Here is a 22,039-nt window from a genome sequence, read left to right as displayed (position 1 = left end):
TTTCAGATTATAGTCCGTTTTCAGACATTTTCAAAAATCACATACTGTGCTAGTCTTTGAGCATGAGAAATATCAAGAAGCTTTTAACGCTTACTTCCTTGTTTCTCGTGCTTTTTTCTTTTCCGGCAGCGGCGACGGCTGTTGCCGATTCTGAAAAATTCCAGTTTCAACTTGATCTCTCCAGTGTGGATGAACTTCTGCCGGGAGATCTCTCAGAACACATCCTTCTCGTACAAAACCATACAGACAGGCGCCTTGCGTACATGGTAGAATCCGTGACATTTACCGGGTCGGAGGCACTGGCAGAGGAGCTCGAGCTGAGCCTCCTGGATGGGGAAAAAGCCTTCCTTCATGGAACGGTCGCTTCGCTTTCCAGGACGGACAGCTTCGAGCAGATCCTCACACACCCTGCGGGGTGTGAACAACAGCTGGCGCTTCGACTCCACTTACGAAAGGAGACGACGAACGCGGTGGCCGGGAATACGCTGACGCTGTCGATCTGTTTCTCCGGAACGGATGCTCCACTGCAGGAGCAACCGCCGGAAGAGACGGAAAAACCACCGGAAACGGAAACACCGACGGAGACACAGAAGCCGCCGGGAACAGCAGAACCAGAAGAAACGATGAAACCACCGCCGTCATCCGGCGCCGGAACACAGGACGTGGAAAACGCAAGTGATGGCCGTCCTTCCGGAGGAAGCCAGACAGGTGGTGGTGGACACGGTGGAACCTCGATTCGCGGCGAGGGCTATGACGGAAAAACGCATGGTCTTCACGCAGAGGATCCGCCGGGAACACTGATGGATCAGCTCATGGAGTGGATCGACCGCATCTATGCGCATCCGGAGGATCTGGTGGAAACCGCCTCCAGACCGTATGGAGCTGCTGAGAAACATCCGGCGGAACTGTCCGGGATCGATTCGACGCCCGATGTGTCGGGGATATCGAAGCCTTCCCTGGAAGAAAGGAAATGTACGAAGAAGGAGCTGCCGGAGACGAGAAGGAAGGCAGCAGGCGCCGGAGCGGAGCGGGATTTTTCTGCAGCGAAAAGCGTGGGAAAAACGGAAAATGAGAAGAAAAACGGCACAACGAACGATGGCGGAAACGCCAGGCTGGCGCTTCGTATCCGGGATGTAAGCCCGAAGCACGCAAGCGTACAGATCAGTACAGAGGGTGGAAGCGGGACGATACAGGATCCGGTGACACTGTATATCGGGCCGACACAGCGGGAGAAGGTGCTGCTTGTCATCTGTCTCTTCCTCTTCGTCCTCTTACTGATCCTTATCATCATGAAGTGCTGGCTCCTGTATCGGGCCACACAGTCAGAAAACCAGGAGGACAGTGCATATGCATCGACAGAACAGAGCGTGTAAAAAAACAAAAGGAGGTCTCAAACGAAAGCTGAACACGTTCTTCGGATGGATATCCGGCATACTCACGCTGTTTCTCATGGTGATTGCAGTCTATGCCATGCTTTCATCCTATCGGGAGCGGCGGTATGGAACGCCGTTTTTCCTCTTCGGATGGAAGCCGGTCGTGGTACTCTCCGAATCCATGGAGCCCACATATACCTCTGGTGACATTCTTATCGTCAGGGAGCGGACGGGTGCCCCGGAACCGGATGATATCATCCTGTTTCGTGCGACTGGTTTCGGCATGGATACGTATGTCACCCATCGACTGATAGGGAAAGACGAGGGTGGCTATATCACAAAGGGTGATCATAATGAACACGCAGATCCGGGACGGGTGCAGGAGGCGGACATCCTCGGCACGGTGGAATATATTCTCTTCTGAGCACCGACCGGGTGGCGTACAGAACACGAATGAAAAAAGAAAAGGAGATGAACATGAAAAAACGAATACTGATGGCGGGTGTGATGGCGGTGACAGCGATTTCGGTCCTGGCGGGTGCCTATGCATTTTTCACAGATAAGAAGGATATCAAGGTGTCAGCGACCGCTGCGAAGCTCGGTATCACCGTCGATAAGACGAAGTTTTCGGACGATCTGGTCGCGAATATGGTGCCGGGTGATACCCGGGATCTCGTCTATACGATCAAAAAGGAAGTCGGCTCGAAGGATGCCATCGTTTTTTCTGAGGTGACACTGACCTCCAGTATCCCGATGTCGGATCCGGTGGAGTGGTTCATTCAGATGACCGGAACACCGCTGACGCCGGAGGAAATCAAAATGCTGCAGGATGAAGCCGGGAGCGTTGCCGGCGGCGGTACGGTCAATGACATCCCGCTGGCAGAGCTTTCGAAGGCGAATTCGCTCAAGTTTCTCTCGCTGTCGAAGGACAGTAAGGTCGCAAAGTTCATCGTCGGTCATGGTGTTCTGGACAGTCAGGCGAATGGTATCCCGGTGAATCTCACGCTGCGGCTGAGTCCGAGTGCCGATAACAGCTTCGCCGGTGGAAAATGTGATGTCGGCGCAGAAATCTATGCGATCCAGAAGGAAAATCTGGAGCAGGATGGTGCAGCCACAAACTTCGCCTATATCCAGGGGCTGATCGTCGCCAATGAGTCTAAGAAGGCATCATGAGACGGCGGCTCAACCTTCTCCTCACACTCATCTTTCTGATGCTCGTGTTGCTCTGTGGGGCTGGAGCGTATTTTACGGATCAGCAGCAGGCGAGCATACGGGCCGCCGCCGCATCGATGGGACTTACGGTTTCGAAACCATCGTACGGAACGATACCGAAGGAAATCGAGAAGGACAGCCGGCTGACGGTACAGTTTCAGATACGAAATGAGAGCAGTGTTCCGGTCTATCTCAGCGATCAGCACGTGCTCTATGTCAATGGAACAGAGGAGAAGGAACGTCGCGTACGACTCGAACGAACGACGGGCACAGCGTCGTCTGGTACAGGCGGAAACAGTGGGACGGCAGCAGGCACGAATGCGGTTCTTCGCCTCGATGCAGGTGAACGTCTGGTGCTGGACTATGTTCTGTCCTTCCCTGGTGCAGAAGCACTGCCGGAAGGCGTCCTCGCGCTGAAGGGAAAGCTGCTGCTTCGTGCAGCGACCAGTGCGGATGGGACATCCGGCTTTACGCATGGGCCGGTCACCGGCGTTCTCGACCTGACGGGTGGCGAGCTGCAGATCCCGACACGCAGTCGAAGTGTGCTTCTGTCGGAGCTGGTCGAGGCGGGCTCACACCCGATCGAGGAGATCCGCTGGTATCGTGCCGTTGGTATGGAGGGCGCAGGAACGCCTGGAAGTCAGATGCAGTGGAGCAGCTTCGATGCAGCGAAGCTGCTGACACTACAGCGAAACATCCCGCAGTATGTGCGCTATGAGCTCGTGGCAGAGGCCGGGGTGGTGCGTTCCCCTGTATATGAAATCACGCTGGCATCACAGGGGATTCAGGCGAAGGCGTACGATTATTTCGATGGGAAGGAAGTGAGTGCGGATATTTCCGTAAGCAAGGAGGCGATATGATCAGGTGCAGATACAGCCACCGTGGAAAAGCGAACACACGCTTTTTCCGGGCACTGCTTGTCCTCAGCGTATGGGCACTGCTGGAGGGCAGTCTGTTACGTGCACTGGCGGCGGAGCAGGATGTGCTGTTCTGGCAGGATGTCGGGGATGTCGGTGCACCGTTTCAGCCGGCGGAGGTGCTTCCGCTGGGCGTGGAGGAGTGCTTCATCCCGGCGACAGGAGAGGTGCAGGCCATCAGCTTCTCCTATCATGCGGCGAATCATCGCTATCAGCTCGATGGGCTCTGGAATGACCGGGGCATCACGAAGCATATACTGGAGGATAAAGGGATGTCACAGGAGGACTACATCCGGCATTTCGGATTTCCGGCCGGACGAAGCGCAGGCGGATTGACGCTCACGGATCCGGTCAGCGGGATCCGCTACCTGTACCGGGCGGGTGCCGGTGAGACTGCATTGACTGAGCCACGGGGATACAGCAGCTACCGCTGGCAGAAAAGCATCGACGGGGCGGGCTATGTGGATATCGGCACGGCGAGTGCAGCGCAGAACTGCTTCGAGCCGGAGGCGCTTCGATTCGGAACGACCTGCTATCGCTGTATCGCGACGGTGGCGGAGCAGGAGTGCATCCTGGGTGAGAATTATGCCGTGGTGTACTACCGTCTGCCGACGGCGCGCGGACTCAGGATCCGGGAGGTGAGCCATGGAAGCTAGAGCGCTGCGGCTGCCGATGCTGTCGATCGCACTGTCACTCAGCGTCAGCTTCTGCGCGCGGGCAGACATCTGCTTCGATACGATGTCCGGTGGACAGAGCCGTGCCTACATCGTTCATATGGATGCGGATGACAATACCGTCGAAGTGGAAATCACAGGAAATGTTCAAGTGAAGAGTCTGCGACCGGCGGGCGAGAGCGCTGCGTCGGGTATCCCCCGGGATAAGCTGCTGATCCGTATCCCGGAAATCAAGCTTAACTTCGCGGAGAATCCACATGCGGAATATCATGATTTTTTTGAAACCATGGAGGAGGCCATCGGTCTATCTGGTCAGCACGATGGTTTTCTGAATACGAAGATCCAGCGGGCGGGCTCGAGTATCCGCATCGATTCGGAGGAGTATACGGATTACAGCACGAGTGGAAGCTTCGAGACGGTCTTCATCAATAACCGGGAGTTTCGAATCGAGGACGAAAAGAACTGTCAGCCGATCCGCTTCATCGTGCCGGATCCGCCGGAAATCTATCTGTATTATAAGCAGGAAGAGGCGCTCGGAGAGCAGTATATCTTCAGCGGGCTGCCGGACGAGTTTCTGCTTCATGATATCTACCTCGGGGCCTATGCCGTACACCGGGACCATCCCGAACGAAGGGAGCAGATGATGGAGCGCCTGCTTCGACTGCGCTACCAGGATCTCTACTATCAGATCCGCTATGCACTGCATGACCCGACAGAGGAAGCCGCAGTGCCGTCGGCGGGGAGCACCTCGTATCAGACGCTGACAGAGAACCTCACGTATCTGTCACTGCCGGAGCTCCGGGAAAGCACTTCATCCGGGCGCAGAAGCGGGCGGGCATCCGCCGGGGCGACAGCAGAACGCTATGCCTTCGTCGGATGGAAGCTGACAGAGCTCGGTGTAGGGGCGGAGCTGAACGGACCATGTCGATCGGAAGAAAGCGGACTTCCTAAGACGAAACGAAAAGAAAGCCCGATGATGTCCTTTCTAGGCGGAAAAGCGGCAGCGATGAGCGCGCAGCTGTACGAAGATATCTGTGCCGAGGAGGTGATGGCGGGAGCTGCGATGATGACGATCGAGGCACAGGAGACGAATGCGTCGCAGGAAACGGATGTGTTACAGAAAACACCAGAAGAAGGAGGTGAGGAAGAAATGCTGCCCGATGAAACGGCCATCGCAGCGTGCCCGGATGCTGAGAAAATCGCCACCCCGAGCACACTTTAGAAAAAGTTAAGTTTTTATTTCGGGGAGGGAATGTATATACTGTAAGCGATTACTATGAAAAACAGGAGGTTTTATGGATATACATTTTAACAGGGCGAATCCGAAGGAGGCAGCGCGTATGGCCCCATTTTACGCGATGCGTCCGAATAAGACCTGTGACAGCGGTGTGCTGGATACATTTTTATGGAGCGAGTACTATGATGTAAAGACGGCCATCGTCGATGAGAGGGCGGTACTCGTACAGATGAAAAACGGCGATGAGTACTTCTCCGCGATGCCATACTGCAGCGAGACGGATCTGCCATACTACTTCGATCTCCTTCGTCAGTACTTTAATGAGGTGCTGAAGAAGCCGCTGAAGATCTATCTCGCAGATGAAGAGGCTGTGCAGCTCCTGAAGCTCGAGGAGGATCCGCACTTCCTCGTAAAGGAGGAGCGCGATCTCCGGGACTATCTCTACGATGGAGAGGAGCTCCGGACGCTGCCGGGAAAGAAGTTTCACAAGAAAAAGAATCTCGTGAACAAGTTCTGCCGGGAATATGAAGGACGCTGGGAATATCGTACACTTCATGCCGAAGATAAGCTGACGATCTGGGGATTTCTCGATCAGTGGTATGCGAAACACTCCGGGGATGAGGAAGCCGAAGCATCACTGGAGTACGAGGTGAAGGGAATTCACCAGGTGCTTCAGTCGGAGTTCTCTCTCCCGGACTACCACATCGGTGGCATCTTCATCGATGGAAAGCTGGAGGCCTTTTCCATGGGCGCCTTAAACCCTCGTGAGAATATGGCCTGCATCAGTGTCGAGAAGGGCAATGCAGACATTCCGGGCATCTATCAGATCATCAATCAGCAGTTTCTCATCCATGAATTTCCGGAGGCTGCGCTCGTCAACCGGGAGGACGATCTGGGACTCGAAGGACTGCGGCGCGCGAAGGAAAGCTACAATCCGTGCGGATATGCACGGAAATACATGCTCCTCCAGACGGATTTCACTGGCTGGCAGGCGGAAATCACCGACCGGTATGAGGCGGAGATCGATCAGTACGAACATACCGCATCCGAAGGATGAGTACGAGGGACGGCAGTTTCGGTGTTGCTCCGTGCAGTGCATGGATGCACATCGATACAGCAGAACCAGACAGCGATGCAGAGCATCAGAAAAGAGCAGACATCGTATGACAGAAATCAGAGTGCTACGAACACGCGAAGAAAAAGCAGGGACACGCGCACTGTATGAGCGGGTATTTCCGGAGGACAGTGCACGCTTTCTCGACTGGTACTATCAGGATCGCTGCAGCGACAGCATCATCCTTGCGATGTGGAAGGATGGACAGCTGGTCGCGATGGCGCATCTGAATCCATTTGTGATGCGTACAAAAAAAGGCACGCGTGCCCGTGTATACTATATCTATGCGGTGGCGACAGCACCGGAGGCACGCCATCAGGGCTGTATGGCAGCACTTCTTCGCCGCGGCTTCCAGCTGATGGAGGAAGCGCATATCCCGTTCTGCTTCCTCCTCCCCGTCGATGAAGCCATCTATCAGCCCTTCGACTTCCATACGGTATGTGACTTTCAGACCACGAAGGCCACAGACTATGCGGCGGTGCAGCAGGCGTATGACGTATATATAGAAGAAAACGATGATTATGTACGTCGTGTGCAGGCGCAGCAGGCGATGGCGGCGGAGGCAGATGAACTGTCCGATTCCGGGCTTCCGGCGCACCCGGTCATCATGGCGAGGATCCTCTCGCTGCCGGATTTTCTTTCGTTCAGTGGTCTCCCGGAGGAGACCGACCGGACGCAGGCGATCCACTGGCTTCGGCAGCAGCGGATCTATATCGCAGAAGCTGTATAGAAGTATGCAGTGGAACGATTATATCGTAAGATCGGATGATCCACGACGGGCATAAGCGATGATCGGATGGTACACTGTCTGATCGGGTCGTCGAACGTGGCATAGAAAGAGGTGTGTATGACAGAAATCCATGTCGGAGATATCATCAGTGCGAAAAAAAAGCATCCCTGCGGATCAGATGACTGGATCGTCCTCCGTGTGGGGGCGGATATCCGTCTTCGCTGTGCTGGATGTGGTCATCTTCTGATGCTTCCGAGGGCGAAGGTGGATGGGATGATCCGGCACATCCGTACGCCGGAATGAAGCGGCAGATGATAGATGATACTGTATAAAAGGATAGAATCATCTATCGAAGGGAGAATGTGCAGAAGCAGAAAAAAGCACGGAAAACCCGAAAAAAATAAGTTGCAAATTTCAATCAAAATAGCTTGCAAACAACTTTGTTTTCTGTTAAGATGCAATATCGTATGACTAAATTCCTTGTTTCCGCCCAGGAGCGGAAGCCAGAGACCAAAAGGAGGTAAAAGCAGATGAACAAATATGAGTTATGTGTTGTTCTGAGTGCGAAGCTCGAAGATGATGAAAGAGCAGCTGCAATCGAGAAGATTAAGGAGTATGTTACTCGTTTCGGTGGCGCTGTCGGAGAGAACATCCAGGAGTGGGGCAAGAAGAGACTTGCATATGAGATTCAGCATATGAAGGAAGGCTTCTACTATTTTATCCCATTCACAGGTGATTCCGAGACTCCGAACGAGCTCGAGAGCCAGCTTCGTATTATGGAACCAGTTATCAGATATCTTGTTGTTAAGCCAGAAGCTGAGACTGAAGCACCAGTAGCTGAGGAAGCTGCTCCTGCAGAAGAGAAAGCTGAATAAGCAAGCGGAAAGCGAGAAAAACAATGAACAAAGTTATCCTCATGGGTAGATTAACCAGAGATCCGGATATCAGATACGCACAGAGTGAGAGCCAGATGGCGATCGCAAGATATACGCTTGCAGTGGATCGTCGTATGCGCCGCTCACAGGATGGCGCCAGCCAGGATCAGCAGACGGCAGACTTTATCGGATGCGTAGCATTCGGACGTTCTGCAGAGTTCGCTGAGAAGTACCTGCGTCAAGGCACCAAAATCGTGGTTGAGGGTAGAATCCAGACCGGAAGCTACACGAACAAGGAAGGCCAGAAGGTCTACACCACGGATGTCGTCGTAGAGAATCAGGAGTTTGCAGAGAGCAAGAACGCATCGGCTGGAAATGGTGGAAACTATTCCGCAAACCGCAGCTATGGACAGCAGTCACATGGCGGCCAGCAGAGCAGTGCTGCGATCGGTGATGGTTTTATGAATATACCTGATGGGGTAGAGGACGAGGGTCTCCCATTTAATTAAGGTGAGGACATGCCCTTGTGACATTTTACAAGGAGGATTAACCATGGCATTTCAGAAGTCAGATAAGCCAGCTAGACCTAGAAGAGCCGGCGGCTTCCGCAGCAGACGTAAGGTTTGCGTATTCTGCAGCGAGAAGGCTAAGCCTATCGATTATAAGGACGTTGCTACATTAAGAAAGTACATCTCTGAGAGAGGTAAGATTCTTCCTAGAAGAATCACTGGAACCTGCGCTAAGCACCAGAGAGCGATCACCCTTGCAGTTAAGAGAGCAAGACACGTAGCACTTCTTCCATACCAGGTAGATTAATTTCAGCCTGACTGAAAAGAAGACGAGGCTGTACCGGAGTTTTCCGGTACAGCTTTTTTCGTATACCGGTTTATGCTATAATCGTATTCGAATTGCTATGCCTTCGTTTCAGGGAGAGCTTATGATGAAGAAAAAAACACAAAGTGTCATCGATATATATCTGGCCTGGCCAATTGTTATCATCGCCATCCTGCTGCTCGGCGATATCGTTCTCTGGCTGACGGAACCGCGTGGCGCATTGATCCTGCTGCCCTTTATTCTCATCGCCACTGCTTTTGCGCTGCTGCTGTACTTTACACGTCAGTCGAAGCTGCAGGGCGCACTGCAGGCTTACGCGATCGGCGCCTGTGAGGTGCATACGACCATCTTCGATGAGATGCCGACGCCATACTGTATGGTCGATGAGCGTGGCAATGTCCTGTGGGCGAACCGCAGCTTTCGTGAAATCGCCGGGAATCGTCCGGATGCCCGGAATATCCTGCAGATGTTTCCGAATATCCATAAGGAGATGCTGGAGGAGGATGACGTTATCCTGGAGATCCACTCGGATTATCAGGATCGAAAATATCTCGTCGATCTGATGAGGACAGCGGTTACGACAGAGGATGGCAGTGCGCCATCGCTGTATGCGCCGGATCAGAAAACCATCGCGGTTTACCTTCGGGATGAAACGGAAGAAACGGTACTTCGGACGCAGCTCAATCAGGAGCATATCGTCATCGGTCTCGTTTACATCGATAACTACGATGAGGTCCGCGAACAGATCGAGGAGGTTCGACGTTCACTGCTGACAGCGCTGATCGATCGAAAGATCAGCCACTATATCTCGTCGGTGAATGGACTGATCTATAAACTGGAGAAGGATAAATATGTTTTTATCCTGAAGGAGCAGTATTTCGATCGTATGCTTCAGGATCGCTTCTCGATTCTCGAAGAGGTGAAAAATGTAAACATCGGCAATGAAATGGCCGTCACACTGAGTATCGGTATCGGTTATGGTGCCGACTCCTATCAGAAGAACTATGAGTATGCACATACCTCCATCGATATGGCACTCGGTCGTGGTGGCGATCAGGCGGTCGTGAAGTCAAACGAAAATCTGACCTACTTCGGTGGGAAGACGCAGACGCAGGAGAAGGCAACCCGCGTGAAGGCGCGTGTGAAGGCACAGGCCTTCCAAGAGCTCCTGGAAACACGGGACCGCGTGCTCGTCATGGGCCATGCGAACAGCGATGTGGACTGCCTCGGTGCGTCCGCCGGTGTATATCGGATGGTGACGGAACTCGGAAAGCGATGCTACATCGTCGAAAATACGGTGACGGCACCGATTCTGCCGCTGAAGGAGCGCTTCCTGCAGAGCGCTGACTATCCGGAGGATATGTTCATCACCGGTGCGCAGGCGCTGCAGATGGTGGATAACAGTACCGTGCTCGTGGTGGTCGACTGTAACCGTCCATCCATCATCGACGAACCGGAGCTGCTCCGGGCATGTAAGACGATCGTGGTCTTCGATCACCATCGTCAGAGCAGTGAGACGATTCAGGGCGCGGTGCTCAGTTACTGTGAGCCGTATGCGTCGAGTGCCTGCGAGATGATCGCCGAGATGATGCAGTACATCGCCGACGGAATCAAGGTCAAGGGGCCGGAGGCAGATGCGATGTATGGCGGTATCGTCATCGATTCACAGGAGTTTACGGTGCAGACCGGCGTACGAACCTTCGAGGCGGCGGCCTATCTCCGCCGCTGTGGTGCAGATATCACACGTATCCGGAAAATCTTCCGTGAGAACTTCAAGGATTATCAGGCGAAGGCAGCGGCCATCTCCAGTGCGGAGATCTACCGCGACGCGTACGCCTTCAGTACGATCGAACCGAAGGGACTCGAGAGTCCGACGGTCGTGTGTGCGCAGGCTGCGAATGAGCTGCTGAACATTCGCGGAATCAAGGCCAGCATCGTACTGACACTGTATAATGATCTCATCTATGTATCTGCACGCTCCATCGATGAGATGAATGTACAGGTACTGATGGAAAAGCTCGGCGGCGGCGGACATCGCACGATCGCCGGGGCGCAGCTTCGCGAGGGCAGCTTGCCAGAGGCGATCGCCACGATCAAGCAGGCCATCGACGAGATGATTAAGGAAGGAGAGGCTTCATAATGAAGGTTATTTTATTAAAGGATGTAAAGTCACTGGGTAAAAAGGGTGAAATCGTAGAGGTATCCGAGGGCTACGGACGGAACTTTATTCTTCCGTCGAAGACAGGTGTCCTCGCAGATAATAAGAATCTCAACACACTGAAGCTTCAGAAGCAGAACGATGCGAAGATCGCAGCCGAGAAGCTTCAGGAGGCACAGGAGCTGAGGGAGAAGATCGAGGCGGTAAAGGTTACGATCCCGATCAAGTCCAGTAAGGACGGACGGACCTTCGGTTCTGTTTCCACGAAGGAAGTACAGGAAGCGCTGAAGAAGCAGGCCGGCATCGAGGTCGATAAGAAGAAGCTTTCCTGCGATGTACCGATGAAGAATCTGGGCGGTTATCGTGTAAACGTCAAGCTTCATAAGGATGTCACGGCGGTTCTTCAAGTTTCTGTGATCAGCGAATAAGCGTGACATATCCCATATCGATGTTCTGTGGGGAGATCCTGCAGGAACATCCGATACGGTAGGTTTACACAGAATCACACAGGAGTAGTATGGCAGAGAATAATGAAAACATTCTGACCAGGGTCGTTCCCCACAGTCAGGAAGCCGAACAGAGTGTCATCGGCGCCATGCTCCGGGATAAGGATGCGGTCTCCACTGCTGCGGAGATGCTTCGCCCGGAGGACTTCTATCAGAAGCAGTACAGTCTCATGTTCGACGCGATGACCCAGCTCTATCAGAAGGATCAGCCGGTCGACCTCGTGACGCTGTCCGAGAAGCTGAAGGCGACGAGCAACATCCCGCCGGAGGTATACGACATCGCGGTGATCCGTGATATCGTCATGTCGGTGCCGACGAGTGCCAATGTAAAATCCTACTGCACCATCGTGAAGGAGAAGTCGATTCTCCGTACGCTCATCCGGACGAACGAAGATATCGCAAATATGTGTTACAGCGGCACGGAGTCCGCGGATACGATCCTGAATGAGACGGAGCAGCGGATCTTCAAGCTCCTGGAAACCAGAAACACCGGCGACAGTGAGGATATCGCGACCGTCGCGATGAAGGTGCTCGAGAACATCCAGAAAGCCGCACAGAACGGTGGACAGATCACCGGTATCCCGACGGGCTTCAAAGCGCTCGACTATAAGACCGCAGGGCTTCAGCGCTCGGATCTCATCCTCGTAGCGGCTCGTCCGTCCATGGGTAAGACCGCCTTCGTCCTGAATATCCTCGATAATGTCGGCGTACGGCAGAAGAAGCCATGTATGATCTTCTCACTCGAAATGAGCCGGGAGCAGCTCGTCAACCGTATGCTCTCGATGGAGTCGCTCGTCGATGCAGATAAGCTCCGTAAGGGTTCCCTCACGGATGAGGACTGGGGCGAGCTGATCAATGCTGTCGACCGTGTCGCAGATGCAAATATCACCATCGATGATACACCGGGTATTACGGTCGGAGAGCTCCGCTCCAAGTGCCGTAAGCAGAAGCTCGAAAAGGGACTCGACCTCGTCATCATCGACTACCTCCAGCTCATGTCCGGTGGCGGACGTGGCGGCGAGAGCCGTCAGCAGGAGATCTCGGAGATCTCCCGTTCCCTGAAGGCGGTTGCACGAGAGATGAAGTGTCCGGTTATCGCCCTTTCCCAGCTGTCGCGAGCGGTAGAGCAGCGTCCGGATCATCGTCCGATGCTGTCCGACCTGCGAGAGTCCGGTGCGATCGAGCAGGATGCCGATATCGTGATGTTCCTGTATCGTGATGAGTACTATAATAAAGATACGGAGCATCCGCATGAGGCGGAGGTCATCATCGCGAAGCAGCGTAACGGTCCGATCGGTACCGTCATCCTCGGATGGCAGGCAGAGTATACACGATTCGTAAACGCTGCCCTCGATCGCGACAATCACTGATCAGACGCAGGATGAGGATGTAAGAACGTGCGGCTTCTGCAGATTTCACCAGAATCAGACGGAAATCTGCGGTTGCACGTAAAAGTTTTATAAAATCTCATGTAGAGATTTGCATTTTATACCGCTTTCAGTTACTATAATCTGAATATAAATACCGGAGTTCTTCCGGTAGCGAAGGAGGCGCCATTATGAAAATTGAACGAATTGATGACAACTCCATCAGATGCACACTGACGAGCCTGGATCTGAGCTCTCGAAACATCAATCTCCGGGATATGACCTATGGGTCAGAAGCCGCGAAGCGACTGTTCACGGAGATGATGCAGAAAGCGCAGAACGAGGTCGGCTTCACCGCCGACAGCGGACCTCTGATGATCGAGGCCGTACCGCTTCAGGGCGGTTCGATTCAGCTCGTGATTTCAAAAGTAGATGATCCGGAAGAGCTCGACACACGCTTTTCGAAATTTACAGCGGCTGCCGCCGGCAGTCAGAGCGGCTGGATCTCTCAGCTCGCAAGTGAAATTCTCGAGGGTGCACATGGACTTCTTCAGGAAATGAAGGATAAGGCATCGCAGCAGGCGAATACACTGGATGGTGGAAACGCCGCGACGAGTGGACCGGACGGACATGCGGAAGCAGATGCGGATCGCCACGATGACGATACGGATGTTTATCGCATCTACGCCTTCCAGTCCCTGGATCGTGTCATCGATGCAGCGACTGCCATCGGTGACATCTATGATGGTCCGAATACCCTGTATAAGGACCCGCAGGACCATCACTTCTATCTCGTTCTTCATGCCGGAAAGGGTGGGGCCAATGCACTCAACCGTGCGTCTAATCTCCTCTCGGAGTATGGAAGCAAACTGAAGGAGAATGAGCTATATGAGGCATATTTCAGTGAGCACTATGAGCTCTTCCTGAAGGAAAATGCCCTGCAGAAGCTGAGAAGCATCTGAGGATAGAAACATAGACAGGCTGCGGAACGCAGCCATGAAAGAGGAGAACACAATTATGACGATTACGAAGGATATGCGCATCGGCGATCTGCTTCAGATGAATGAGATGATCGCTCCATTTCTGATGCAGAACGGCATGGGCTGTGTGTACTGCCCGTCATCCATGATGGAGTCACTGGAAGAGGCCTGCATGGTGCACGGCATCGACTGTGATATGCTGACGGCCGACCTCAATGATGTACTGCTCGAGTACGAGGAGGCACAGAAGGCACAGCAGACAGAGCAGCCGGAAGCATAAATCCAAACCGAAACACAAAAACAGGGCGTCATGTGCGCCCTGTTTTTTTATACGCTCTGCAACCGTTCAGGCAGTACCGCCTCCTCCAGGTTCCCCACTGCCTGAATGGTTACGTATCCAGCATTCATATTTTATTTCGACTTCATCGAGAGTCCGCCGCTCAGCATATCGCCGGTGATGATGGCGAGCTCGTGTGGGGTCTCCTTCATGTTGCTCGAGAACCAGTACTGCAGCAGACTGATCAGTCCGCCGACGATGAAGGCATAGTAGCTGTCGAACTGCTCCGGGCGCTGCTTCTTCGTGATGAAGGACCACTCATTCAGGCACTTCTCACGGACCAGCTCCTTCAGACTGTTCAGGAAACGGATATCTCCGTTTTCGCCGATCAGGATGCGGATGAAATCGCCGTTTTTCATACAGAGCGTATAGACACTCTCGAAGAAGCGGGTCGCATCATCTGAAACACTCTTCTCGTCAAATTCGTTCAGCGTTTCCTTAAACTCCTCCAGGATATCATCCTCGGTCTTCTCCAGGAGATCGAAGACATCCTTATAGTGCAGATAGAAGGTGCCACGATTGACATCTGCGAGATCGGTGAGCTCTCGTACCGAGATATCCTTCACCTGCTTCACCAGCATCAGATTCGCCAGTGCACCCTTTAGTGCGGCTCTGGTCTTTCGGATACGACGATCCATCGTATCATTTTCTTTTATAGAACTTCCCATATCCATACCCTCCAAAGGCCATTAACAGCCTGAATATATATATTTCGTGGTTTTTCACACGTGTTAGACACATATTATGAAAATGTTTATTTATAAACCAAGTGGCCAAAATTGACCATTGATAATTTGCACGCTCGTCTATATAATGGACAGTACCACAGAAATAGACATGTGTCAATAAATGAAACGCAGGTTAATAAAGAACTCGTATCAATTAAAACACAAAATGTCGTGGATTCAGTGGCGGGACATACTAAAACTTGTTTTTTCATCGAAAAGACAGTGCAGGAGAGAGCAACATGAGCTTATTCAAGAAGAAAACGCAGGATACTGCCAGAGAAGCGTCTGTAAAGCAGGCACGAAATGAAATCCACCTTCCGGAGGATGAAGCCATCGAAGCCCACAAAAAGAAGAAGGAAGCGAAAAAAGCGAGGAAGCAGGAGTATAAGCACGGAAATCTCGCCGACTTCATCGTCGATCATAACAAGGGCATCCGAAATCTCATCATTCTGCTGGTGGTTTTCTTCGGTTTATGTTATCCACTCGTTTCGGTCAATTACGATCTGACGAAGTACCTTCCGAATGATGTGGATTCGAAGATCGCCATCAATAAGATGCGCGATGTCTTCGGCTATCCGGGTACCGGACGACTGATGCTGAAGGATGTCACTCTCTATGAGGCGAAGCAGTATAAGAATGAAATCGAGGCCATCGATGGCGTCGACCAGGTCATCTGGTGTGACCTGACGACGCAGGTCTATGGCTCCTCCGAGTTCATCAACTACGATGATATCGATGACTACTATAAGGATAACAACGCCGTCATGGATATCACCTTCGAAGAGGGCGATACCTCGAAGCGAACGCACAAGGCCATCCAGGAAATCGATGATCTGATCGGTGACCGCGGCTACCTCGTCGGCATGTCGCCGACGAATAAGTTCATCGAGGAAAACGTAAAGAAAGAGATGCAGCAGGTCATGGGCATCGTCGTCGTCCTGATCTTCATCATCCTCCTCTTTACGACGACCTCCTGGTTCGAACCGGTTCTCTTCCTGACGATCATCGGCTGTGCCATCGTACTGAATAAAGGAACGAACATCTTTCTCGGCGAGATCTCGTATATCACGAACAACATCTCGGATATCCTGCAGCTCGCCACCTCGATGGACTACGCGGTTTTCCTGCTCCATGCATATGAGCGACAGCGTGAGCAGGGCCTCGAAAAGGTCGCTGCGCTGAAGCAGGGCCTCATGAGTACCATCACGACCATCCTGGCCTCCTCACTGACCACCTTCTTCGGCTTCATCGTCCTCGTCTTCATGCGATTCAGCATCGGCTGGGACATGGGTATCGCGATGGCGAAGGGTATCATCTGTTCCCTTCTGATGGTCATCTTCCTGATGCCGTCCCTGCTGCTCAGCTGGTCTGACCGTATCGACCGCATGAAGCACAAGCCGTTCCTGCCGAAGTTTCACCGCTTCAGTATCGCGGTCAATAAATTAAGCCCGATCATCCTGGTGGCTGCCCTCGTGGTGGCCGGTCCGATCTACTTCGCACAGGGCATGAACAAGTTCATGTACGGCCCGGATGCGACGGGTGCCGGACCTGGAACCTCGATGTATGAAAACTCCGCGGCGATCGACGAGGAGTTCGGTCGAAGCAATCTGCTCGTCGCGATCTTCCCGGATACCGATCGGCTGAAGGAGAAGGAGCTCTGCGATAAACTGGAAGATCTTCCATATGTAAAGAATGTCACCGGCATGGAGGCTTACCTTCCGGAGGGACTTCCGGAGAGCTTCCTTCCGAGCTCTGTGACCGAGCTTTTCCATAAGGACGGCTATGCGCGACTGCTCATCTATATAAGAACGAAACCGGAATCCACGACCGCCTTCAAGTACTCGGATGAGGTCTCCGACATCATCAAGAGCTACTACCCGGGCGAGGCGTACATCACCGGTAACACCCCGACGACCCAGGATATGGAAACCGTCCTGATCCCGGATTATAACCTCGTCAACGGTCTCGCGATGATCTGTATTTTCATCGTCGTCGCGATCTCGTTCCACTCGGTCGTGATGCCGATCATCGCGATGATTCCGATCATGATGGCGATTTACGTGAACATGGCGTTCCCGTACTTCGCCGGCCGGGAGCTCATCTTCATCGCCTACGCCGTGGTCTCCTGCGTACAGCTCGGATCCACCATCGACTATGCGATTTCGTCGACCGAGAACTACCTGCAGACCCGTGCCGTCGAGCCGGATAAGCGGAAGGCTGCGATCCGTGCGACGCAGCTCAGCTTCCCGTCCATCCTGACATCGGGTGTCATCCTGATCGTCTGCGGTTATGTCATCAGCTTCATGTCGTCCATCCCGGCGATCAGCCAGGTAGGCCATCTCGTAGGACGAGGCGCGATTTTCTCCGTGACCTTCGTTACCCTCCTGATGCCGTGCCTCCTGCAGCTGGCCGACCGCTTCATCACCGTGCCGGCTGCCACCAAGCGTGCACGCCGTAGAGCCGCGATCAATGAAACGATCCTCGGTCTCCGCGAACGCCGCCGTGCCCGTCACCAGCGGGTGAAGGAGCTCCTCGGTGGACATGGCACAGCCACTTCCGAAGCCAATGTCTCCACCGCGAAGATAGATACCTCCGCCGGAAGCATTGACCAGGGCACAGCGTCCGAAGCCAATGTCTCCACCGCGAAGGGAGATACCTCCGCCGGCAGCATCACGAAAGACGAAGTGAAGGAAACCGCATCTGAAAACAGTGACCACGAAGCATCAAGCGAAAAGTGAAGGAGTGAGGACTATGAGAAAGCATTCAGTCCAGAAAATGATGAAAAAAACGGCGGCTTACACAGTGCTTTTAAGCTGCCTTACCACAAATATCCTGGTCGCACCGATGACGGCGTATGCCGGACAGGCGACCGCAGACGTCGATGAGACCCTGTACCTGAACCTCGACTACTATGGCAATGTCAGCGATGCCAATGTCGTGAAGGGCATCAACTTCAACGGCACAAGCAGCTACACGGACTTCGGTGACTATCTGAAGATCACCAACATGACCGATGAGCAGAAGCCGGAGATCAAGAACGGTTCCATCACCTTCGAGAAAAACAAGAACGGAAAGTTCTTCTTCCAGGGCGAGCTGAAGCCGGATAAGATCAAAGCACCGTGGACCTTCGACATCACCTATAAGCTGAACGGCGTGGTGACCGATGCGGATAAGATCGCCGGTGCGTCCGGCCTCGTCGAGATGGACATCGACTGCACGCCGAACAAGAGCGTGTCGAAGTACATGCAGGACAATATGATGCTCTTCGTGGCGATCCCGGTTGATATCCAGAAGTGCTATTCGGTCGATGCACCGGAGAGCCAGACCATGACCCTCGGCCAGTATACCGGTATCGTGTTCACTGCGCTCCCGGGCCAGGAGGGACACTTCCAGGTTCGTCTCGGTACCGATCAGTTCGAGTCGGTCGGCGCGATCTTCGCGATGACCCCGGGCACCGTCGGTGCGCTGAACAAGATTAAGGATCTCAAGGACCTCAAGGATGATTTCCGTGATGATACGAACGCCATGCTCGACGACTTCGATAACGTCCTCGATGATGTGACCGATGTCAGCGCACAGCTGAAGATCACAAACCAGATCCTCGAGCAGCTGCAGTCCGGCAAGAATAAGATCCACGGCAACGCGCAGGTCATCTTCGACGGCAATGACGTCGCCATCCAGGATCTCCGCGATCTGAACGGCACCCTGACCCCGCTGAACGACGATCTCAAGACCGCACAGTGGATGGTCTATGATGTAAACCAGAACCTGAACACCCTCGACTCGGATCTCATGGACTCCAGCTCGAAGCTGAAGAGCCTGAGCACGAAGCTCAAGCGGCTCGGCAGCTCCATGAGCGGCACCAGCATCGACAACCTGCAGATTCAGGATATGTCGGAGGAAATCCATGGTGTGACTTCGACACTCGGAAAGGTCAATACCGATATCAAGAATCTGACGGATTCTGAGAATCGGAAGGACTTCAAGGCGAGTGCGTCGGAGGTGATCACCAATGCAGCGCTTAGTCATGTGAAGAATCATACGGAAGGTGTAAGTTCGGAAGAAGCCGCAGCGGCAGAAGAAGTTGTGAAAAAGGTACAGAGAGCAGCGGAGATCGCACAGCAGAATCCGACCAGTACAGAGGAGTATGTACCAGAGATCGTTGCGAAGTGTAAAGAAGCCGTTGAGGATGCGTTTGCAGAAGCACAGCGCGCTGCTGCAACAAGTCTTGATACAGCGCTGGGCACACAGGTCATGACGGCTCTCAGCATGAATCCGACGCAGCTCGATGATGCGACGAAGGGTACGATTATCGTCCTTTCGACCGCGCTTCAGAATATGGGTATCACGGATACCACGACCATCGCAAAGGCGGTTGGTGCAGCACTGACCGATATGGCGAGTGGTGGCGATGGTAGCACTGCGCTGGCACCGTACCTCTCCTCCTCTCCGAAGGGACAGGAAGTGAAGGAGCAGGCCGTCAAGGCTGTGCTGGCGCAGGCAACTGCAACTACGCTTGGCAGGGACAAGGCGTCCGCTTATCTCGGTCATGTGAATGATCTTTCGAAGCTTCAGAGCGATGCGAAGGATCTGGAGAATACAGCCATCGGTAAGAATGCATCGCAGCTGGCAGATCATGTGAATGGTCTTACGAAAGCCATCGATGAGATTCTTAAGGCGACGGATGGTCTCGTCGACAGTGATGCGGCTGAGAATCTGGTCGACTACATCAACAGCGTCACCAGTGATCTGAATGAGATCATGGAGAACGGTGGTGCGGTGGCGTTCGATGCGGCGAAGACGCTGAACACTCTTCGCAGCGTGATCAGTGATATCGATGAGCTGATCGGCATCATGAACGCATACTACGGCGATGTGCAGAAGACCCTCGAGGATTCCGAGAATGTGCTGACCCAGATTCAGAAGACCTCTGGTGATGCAGCGACGGCGCTTCAGAATCTGAACTCGACGCTTCGCTCCGCAGAGCCTGACTTCTCTGCAGCGGCAGACAACTCCTTCAAGGTCGGTCACATGGCGATCGACAACACGAACAAGATCGTCGACGATACGAAGGATTTTAAGTCCACCGGACGCAATCTTCGTGATACGATTAATAACAAGCTCGATGAGGAGGAAGCAGACAACAACTTCCTGAACATGGACCCGGAGGCGACGAAGGTCTCCCTCACGAGTGATCAGAACCAGGAGCCGACCTCCATCGCGATCATCTGCCGTTCGGATGAGATTTCCGTCGACGATGACACGACGAAGACCCTCGATGCGGAGGTTCCGGATGCATCGACGACCCTCCTCGGCAGAATCAAGGCGGTATTTGTGAAGCTCTGGAACACGGTTCGTTCCCTGCTCGGCATGGACGACTAAAACGTAGAGGAAGAGAAGATCCCCGTGGCGTGGCGGATCCGCAGCGTGCGGCAGCCCGAACGACACGGTTTCGCCGCATCCCCCGCAGCGAGGGCTGATGGAAGCATTGGCCCAGGACGCGGGCGGATGGCGCGGAAAGGAAGCACTATGAAAAAGATACAGAAAACACTGATGATCACCGGTGCGCTCGCAGCACTGATGGCGTCGCCGGCACTGGCGATGATCAAGTCGATCGAGATCAACGCGGACACGGATTCCATCCCGAGCTACAGCGCGGGTACGGCGTTTTTCCCGGAGTACGAGGTATCGGATGACGACGCAGACGGGCTGGCCGTGGCCTTCTCCCCAGAGGCGAGGTCGGCGATGGGCAGCGCGAATCCGACGATTCCGGCGACCGTGAAGTTCACGATCCAGAGCGACAGCGAGGACCTCGATGACGACCTCCGGATCATCGGCACCGGCATCCGCAGCACCTATGTGGATACCGTGTCGGTGGATAACTCCGAGGCGACGGGCCGCCTGCTGGTGTACCCGTTTTACGAGCTGATCGCACCGACCGTGACGATCAACGGCACAGAGGCACAGTGGGCTGAGGTGCCATACGCCGGAAAATACGAGATCGTGACGACCTATGTAAATAAGAGCGGCAACGAAACCACGACGCATCATACGACGAAGAACTGTCACTATAGCATCGCGTCGGCGGTGGCCAATGCTTATAACGGTCAGGTCGGTGTCGCGGTGCGCGCGCTGCCGACGGGCGATGAGGGCTATCAGACGCTCACCGTCGCAAACGGCGGCATCGTGAATGGCATCGCGAAGTGGGATGCACTCACAGAGTTTGCAAACCAGTACGAGCTGAAGATCAGCTATACGCTGAACGACGGAAAGAAGCAGACCACCCGCTGCAAGACCACGGACACCAGCAAGGATGTCAGCGCGTATGTGAATTCCGCGGCGAACAACTCGCTCGTGGTGACCGTGCGTGCCCTGCCGAAGCAGAACGACGCGGCGTACTACAACATCGCGACCTCCGAGTGGGGACGTGCCGGCGGATATACAGCGGACACCTCGGACTATGAGATCGACGACAAGTGGGCATTCCTTTCCAGCTATCAGGCGACAGTCGAGGGAGACTTCGCGACGAAGCTCCGTGGCAGCGCAGCCCGCTTCGGCACCACGGCCTCGACCGGCAGCCAGGACGGCGCCTGGAACCGTGTCGCCTACCACTGGCAGTACATCGTGAACGGCACAGCGTTTAACCAGGGCTGGCGCCAGATCAACGGCAGCTGGTACTACTTCGACCCAGACGGCTACATGCACACCGGCTGGCTCGAGTGGAACGGCCACTGGTACTACCTCGAGTCGAAGGTCGGCGCGACCTGCGGCACCATGTACACCGGCACACAGCAGATCGGCGGCGCAACCTACAGCTTCGCAGCCGACGGCATCTGCCTGAACAAATGATTTATATACGTGAAGTCAGGTCCCCGGAGGGCTGTCTGCAGAAGCACCGTACTTCTGCCAGCAGCTCGCCGGGGATCTTTTGTGAATTTGTGATATAAATATCAGATATGGCAGATTCCACTTAACATTCCTGAGAAACTCCGTTATA

Annotated in this window: 21 protein-coding genes; 20 read left to right on the top strand and 1 reads right to left on the bottom strand. The window is 53.9% G+C overall.

Features of this window, described 5'->3' with window-relative positions; all coding sequences use genetic code 11:
- Positions 1-263 precede the first annotated feature (263 nt).
- From ACTNC3_RS05630 to ACTNC3_RS05550, 17 genes are all read left to right on the top strand, one after another.
- Positions 264-1,373: a hypothetical protein gene (locus tag ACTNC3_RS05630; RefSeq protein ID WP_441226757.1), complete on the top strand. Its 1,110-nt coding sequence runs from the start codon at positions 264-266 to the stop codon at positions 1,371-1,373.
- A complete protein-coding gene (locus ACTNC3_RS05625; RefSeq protein WP_410043172.1) occupies positions 1,348-1,797 on the top strand; it encodes a signal peptidase I in 450 nt (149 codons plus the stop codon). Before ACTNC3_RS05630 ends, ACTNC3_RS05625 begins: the two co-directional genes overlap by 26 nt.
- A 53-nt stretch (positions 1,798-1,850) precedes the next feature.
- Complete coding sequence (locus ACTNC3_RS05620; protein ID WP_441226756.1) at positions 1,851-2,546, top strand: TasA family protein; 696 nt, start codon at positions 1,851-1,853, stop codon at positions 2,544-2,546.
- A complete protein-coding gene (locus tag ACTNC3_RS05615; protein WP_410043170.1) occupies positions 2,543-3,445 on the top strand; it encodes a hypothetical protein in 903 nt (300 codons plus the stop codon). The genes ACTNC3_RS05620 and ACTNC3_RS05615 overlap by 4 nt, the downstream gene beginning before the upstream one ends.
- Entirely contained in the window at positions 3,442-4,158 is a 717-nt protein-coding gene (locus ACTNC3_RS05610; RefSeq protein ID WP_441226755.1) for a hypothetical protein, read from the top strand. Before ACTNC3_RS05615 ends, ACTNC3_RS05610 begins: the two co-directional genes overlap by 4 nt.
- A complete protein-coding gene (locus ACTNC3_RS05605) occupies positions 4,148-5,398 on the top strand; it encodes a hypothetical protein (RefSeq protein WP_410043168.1) in 1,251 nt (416 codons plus the stop codon). Before ACTNC3_RS05610 ends, ACTNC3_RS05605 begins: the two co-directional genes overlap by 11 nt.
- 73 nt (positions 5,399-5,471) lie before the next feature.
- Complete coding sequence (locus ACTNC3_RS05600) at positions 5,472-6,470, top strand: DUF2156 domain-containing protein (protein ID WP_410043167.1); 999 nt, start codon at positions 5,472-5,474, stop codon at positions 6,468-6,470.
- Positions 6,471-6,576: 106 nt separating this feature from the next.
- The gene (locus tag ACTNC3_RS05595) at positions 6,577-7,257 is read left to right on the top strand and encodes a GNAT family N-acetyltransferase (RefSeq protein ID WP_441226754.1); all 681 of its coding nucleotides are present in this window, start codon (positions 6,577-6,579) and stop codon (positions 7,255-7,257) included.
- A 117-nt stretch (positions 7,258-7,374) separates the two neighbouring features.
- Positions 7,375-7,560: a DUF951 domain-containing protein gene (locus tag ACTNC3_RS05590; protein ID WP_410043165.1), complete on the top strand. Its 186-nt coding sequence runs from the start codon at positions 7,375-7,377 to the stop codon at positions 7,558-7,560.
- Between the two features lie 227 nt (positions 7,561-7,787).
- On the top strand, positions 7,788-8,132 hold the full coding sequence (rpsF, locus tag ACTNC3_RS05585; RefSeq protein ID WP_410043164.1) for a 30S ribosomal protein S6: 345 nt from the start codon (positions 7,788-7,790) through the stop codon (positions 8,130-8,132).
- A 23-nt stretch (positions 8,133-8,155) separates the two neighbouring features.
- Positions 8,156-8,641: a single-stranded DNA-binding protein gene (locus ACTNC3_RS05580; protein WP_410043163.1), complete on the top strand. Its 486-nt coding sequence runs from the start codon at positions 8,156-8,158 to the stop codon at positions 8,639-8,641.
- A 43-nt stretch (positions 8,642-8,684) separates the two neighbouring features.
- Complete coding sequence (rpsR, locus tag ACTNC3_RS05575; RefSeq protein ID WP_410043162.1) at positions 8,685-8,948, top strand: 30S ribosomal protein S18; 264 nt, start codon at positions 8,685-8,687, stop codon at positions 8,946-8,948.
- 124 nt (positions 8,949-9,072) lie between these two features.
- On the top strand, positions 9,073-11,106 hold the full coding sequence (locus tag ACTNC3_RS05570) for a DHH family phosphoesterase (protein ID WP_441226768.1): 2,034 nt from the start codon (positions 9,073-9,075) through the stop codon (positions 11,104-11,106).
- Positions 11,106-11,552 carry a 50S ribosomal protein L9 gene (rplI, locus tag ACTNC3_RS05565; protein ID WP_410043161.1) on the top strand — a complete coding sequence of 149 codons (447 nt, stop codon included), beginning with the start codon at positions 11,106-11,108 and terminating at the stop codon, positions 11,550-11,552. Before ACTNC3_RS05570 ends, rplI begins: the two co-directional genes overlap by 1 nt.
- Positions 11,553-11,641: 89 nt before the next feature.
- Entirely contained in the window at positions 11,642-13,000 is a 1,359-nt protein-coding gene (gene dnaB / locus ACTNC3_RS05560; protein ID WP_441226753.1) for a replicative DNA helicase, read from the top strand.
- A gap of 188 nt (positions 13,001-13,188) precedes the next feature.
- Entirely contained in the window at positions 13,189-13,959 is a 771-nt protein-coding gene (locus tag ACTNC3_RS05555; protein ID WP_410043159.1) for an adaptor protein MecA, read from the top strand.
- Between the two features lie 55 nt (positions 13,960-14,014).
- Positions 14,015-14,257, top strand: coding sequence for a DUF1858 domain-containing protein (locus ACTNC3_RS05550; protein WP_410043158.1), 243 nt, complete (start codon positions 14,015-14,017; stop codon positions 14,255-14,257).
- Positions 14,258-14,388: 131 nt separating this feature from the next.
- Here ACTNC3_RS05550 and ACTNC3_RS05545 read toward each other — a convergent pair whose 3' ends face one another.
- The gene (locus tag ACTNC3_RS05545; RefSeq protein ID WP_410043157.1) at positions 14,389-14,982 is read right to left on the bottom strand and encodes a TetR/AcrR family transcriptional regulator; all 594 of its coding nucleotides are present in this window, start codon (positions 14,980-14,982) and stop codon (positions 14,389-14,391) included.
- A 299-nt stretch (positions 14,983-15,281) separates the two neighbouring features.
- Here ACTNC3_RS05545 and ACTNC3_RS05540 point away from each other — a divergent pair, with 299 nt between their 5' ends.
- From ACTNC3_RS05540 to ACTNC3_RS05530, 3 genes are all read left to right on the top strand, one after another.
- Positions 15,282-17,780, top strand: a complete 2,499-nt coding sequence (locus ACTNC3_RS05540) for an efflux RND transporter permease subunit (protein ID WP_441226752.1) — start codon at positions 15,282-15,284, stop codon at positions 17,778-17,780.
- Positions 17,781-17,793: 13 nt separating this feature from the next.
- Positions 17,794-20,424: a hypothetical protein gene (locus ACTNC3_RS05535; protein WP_441226751.1), complete on the top strand. Its 2,631-nt coding sequence runs from the start codon at positions 17,794-17,796 to the stop codon at positions 20,422-20,424.
- 147 nt (positions 20,425-20,571) lie between these two features.
- Positions 20,572-21,891 (top strand): hypothetical protein, encoded by a 1,320-nt coding sequence (locus ACTNC3_RS05530; RefSeq protein ID WP_441226750.1) that lies wholly within the window; start codon positions 20,572-20,574, stop codon positions 21,889-21,891.
- Positions 21,892-22,039: the final 148 nt, after the last annotated feature.

It is taken from the genome of Oribacterium sp. HCP3S3_B9 (assembly GCF_052064255.1).
GTDB lineage: Bacteria > Bacillota > Clostridia > Lachnospirales > Lachnospiraceae > Oribacterium.
Note: the sequence above shows the minus strand (reverse complement) of the source record. Positions and strands in the feature narration are given on the sequence as shown.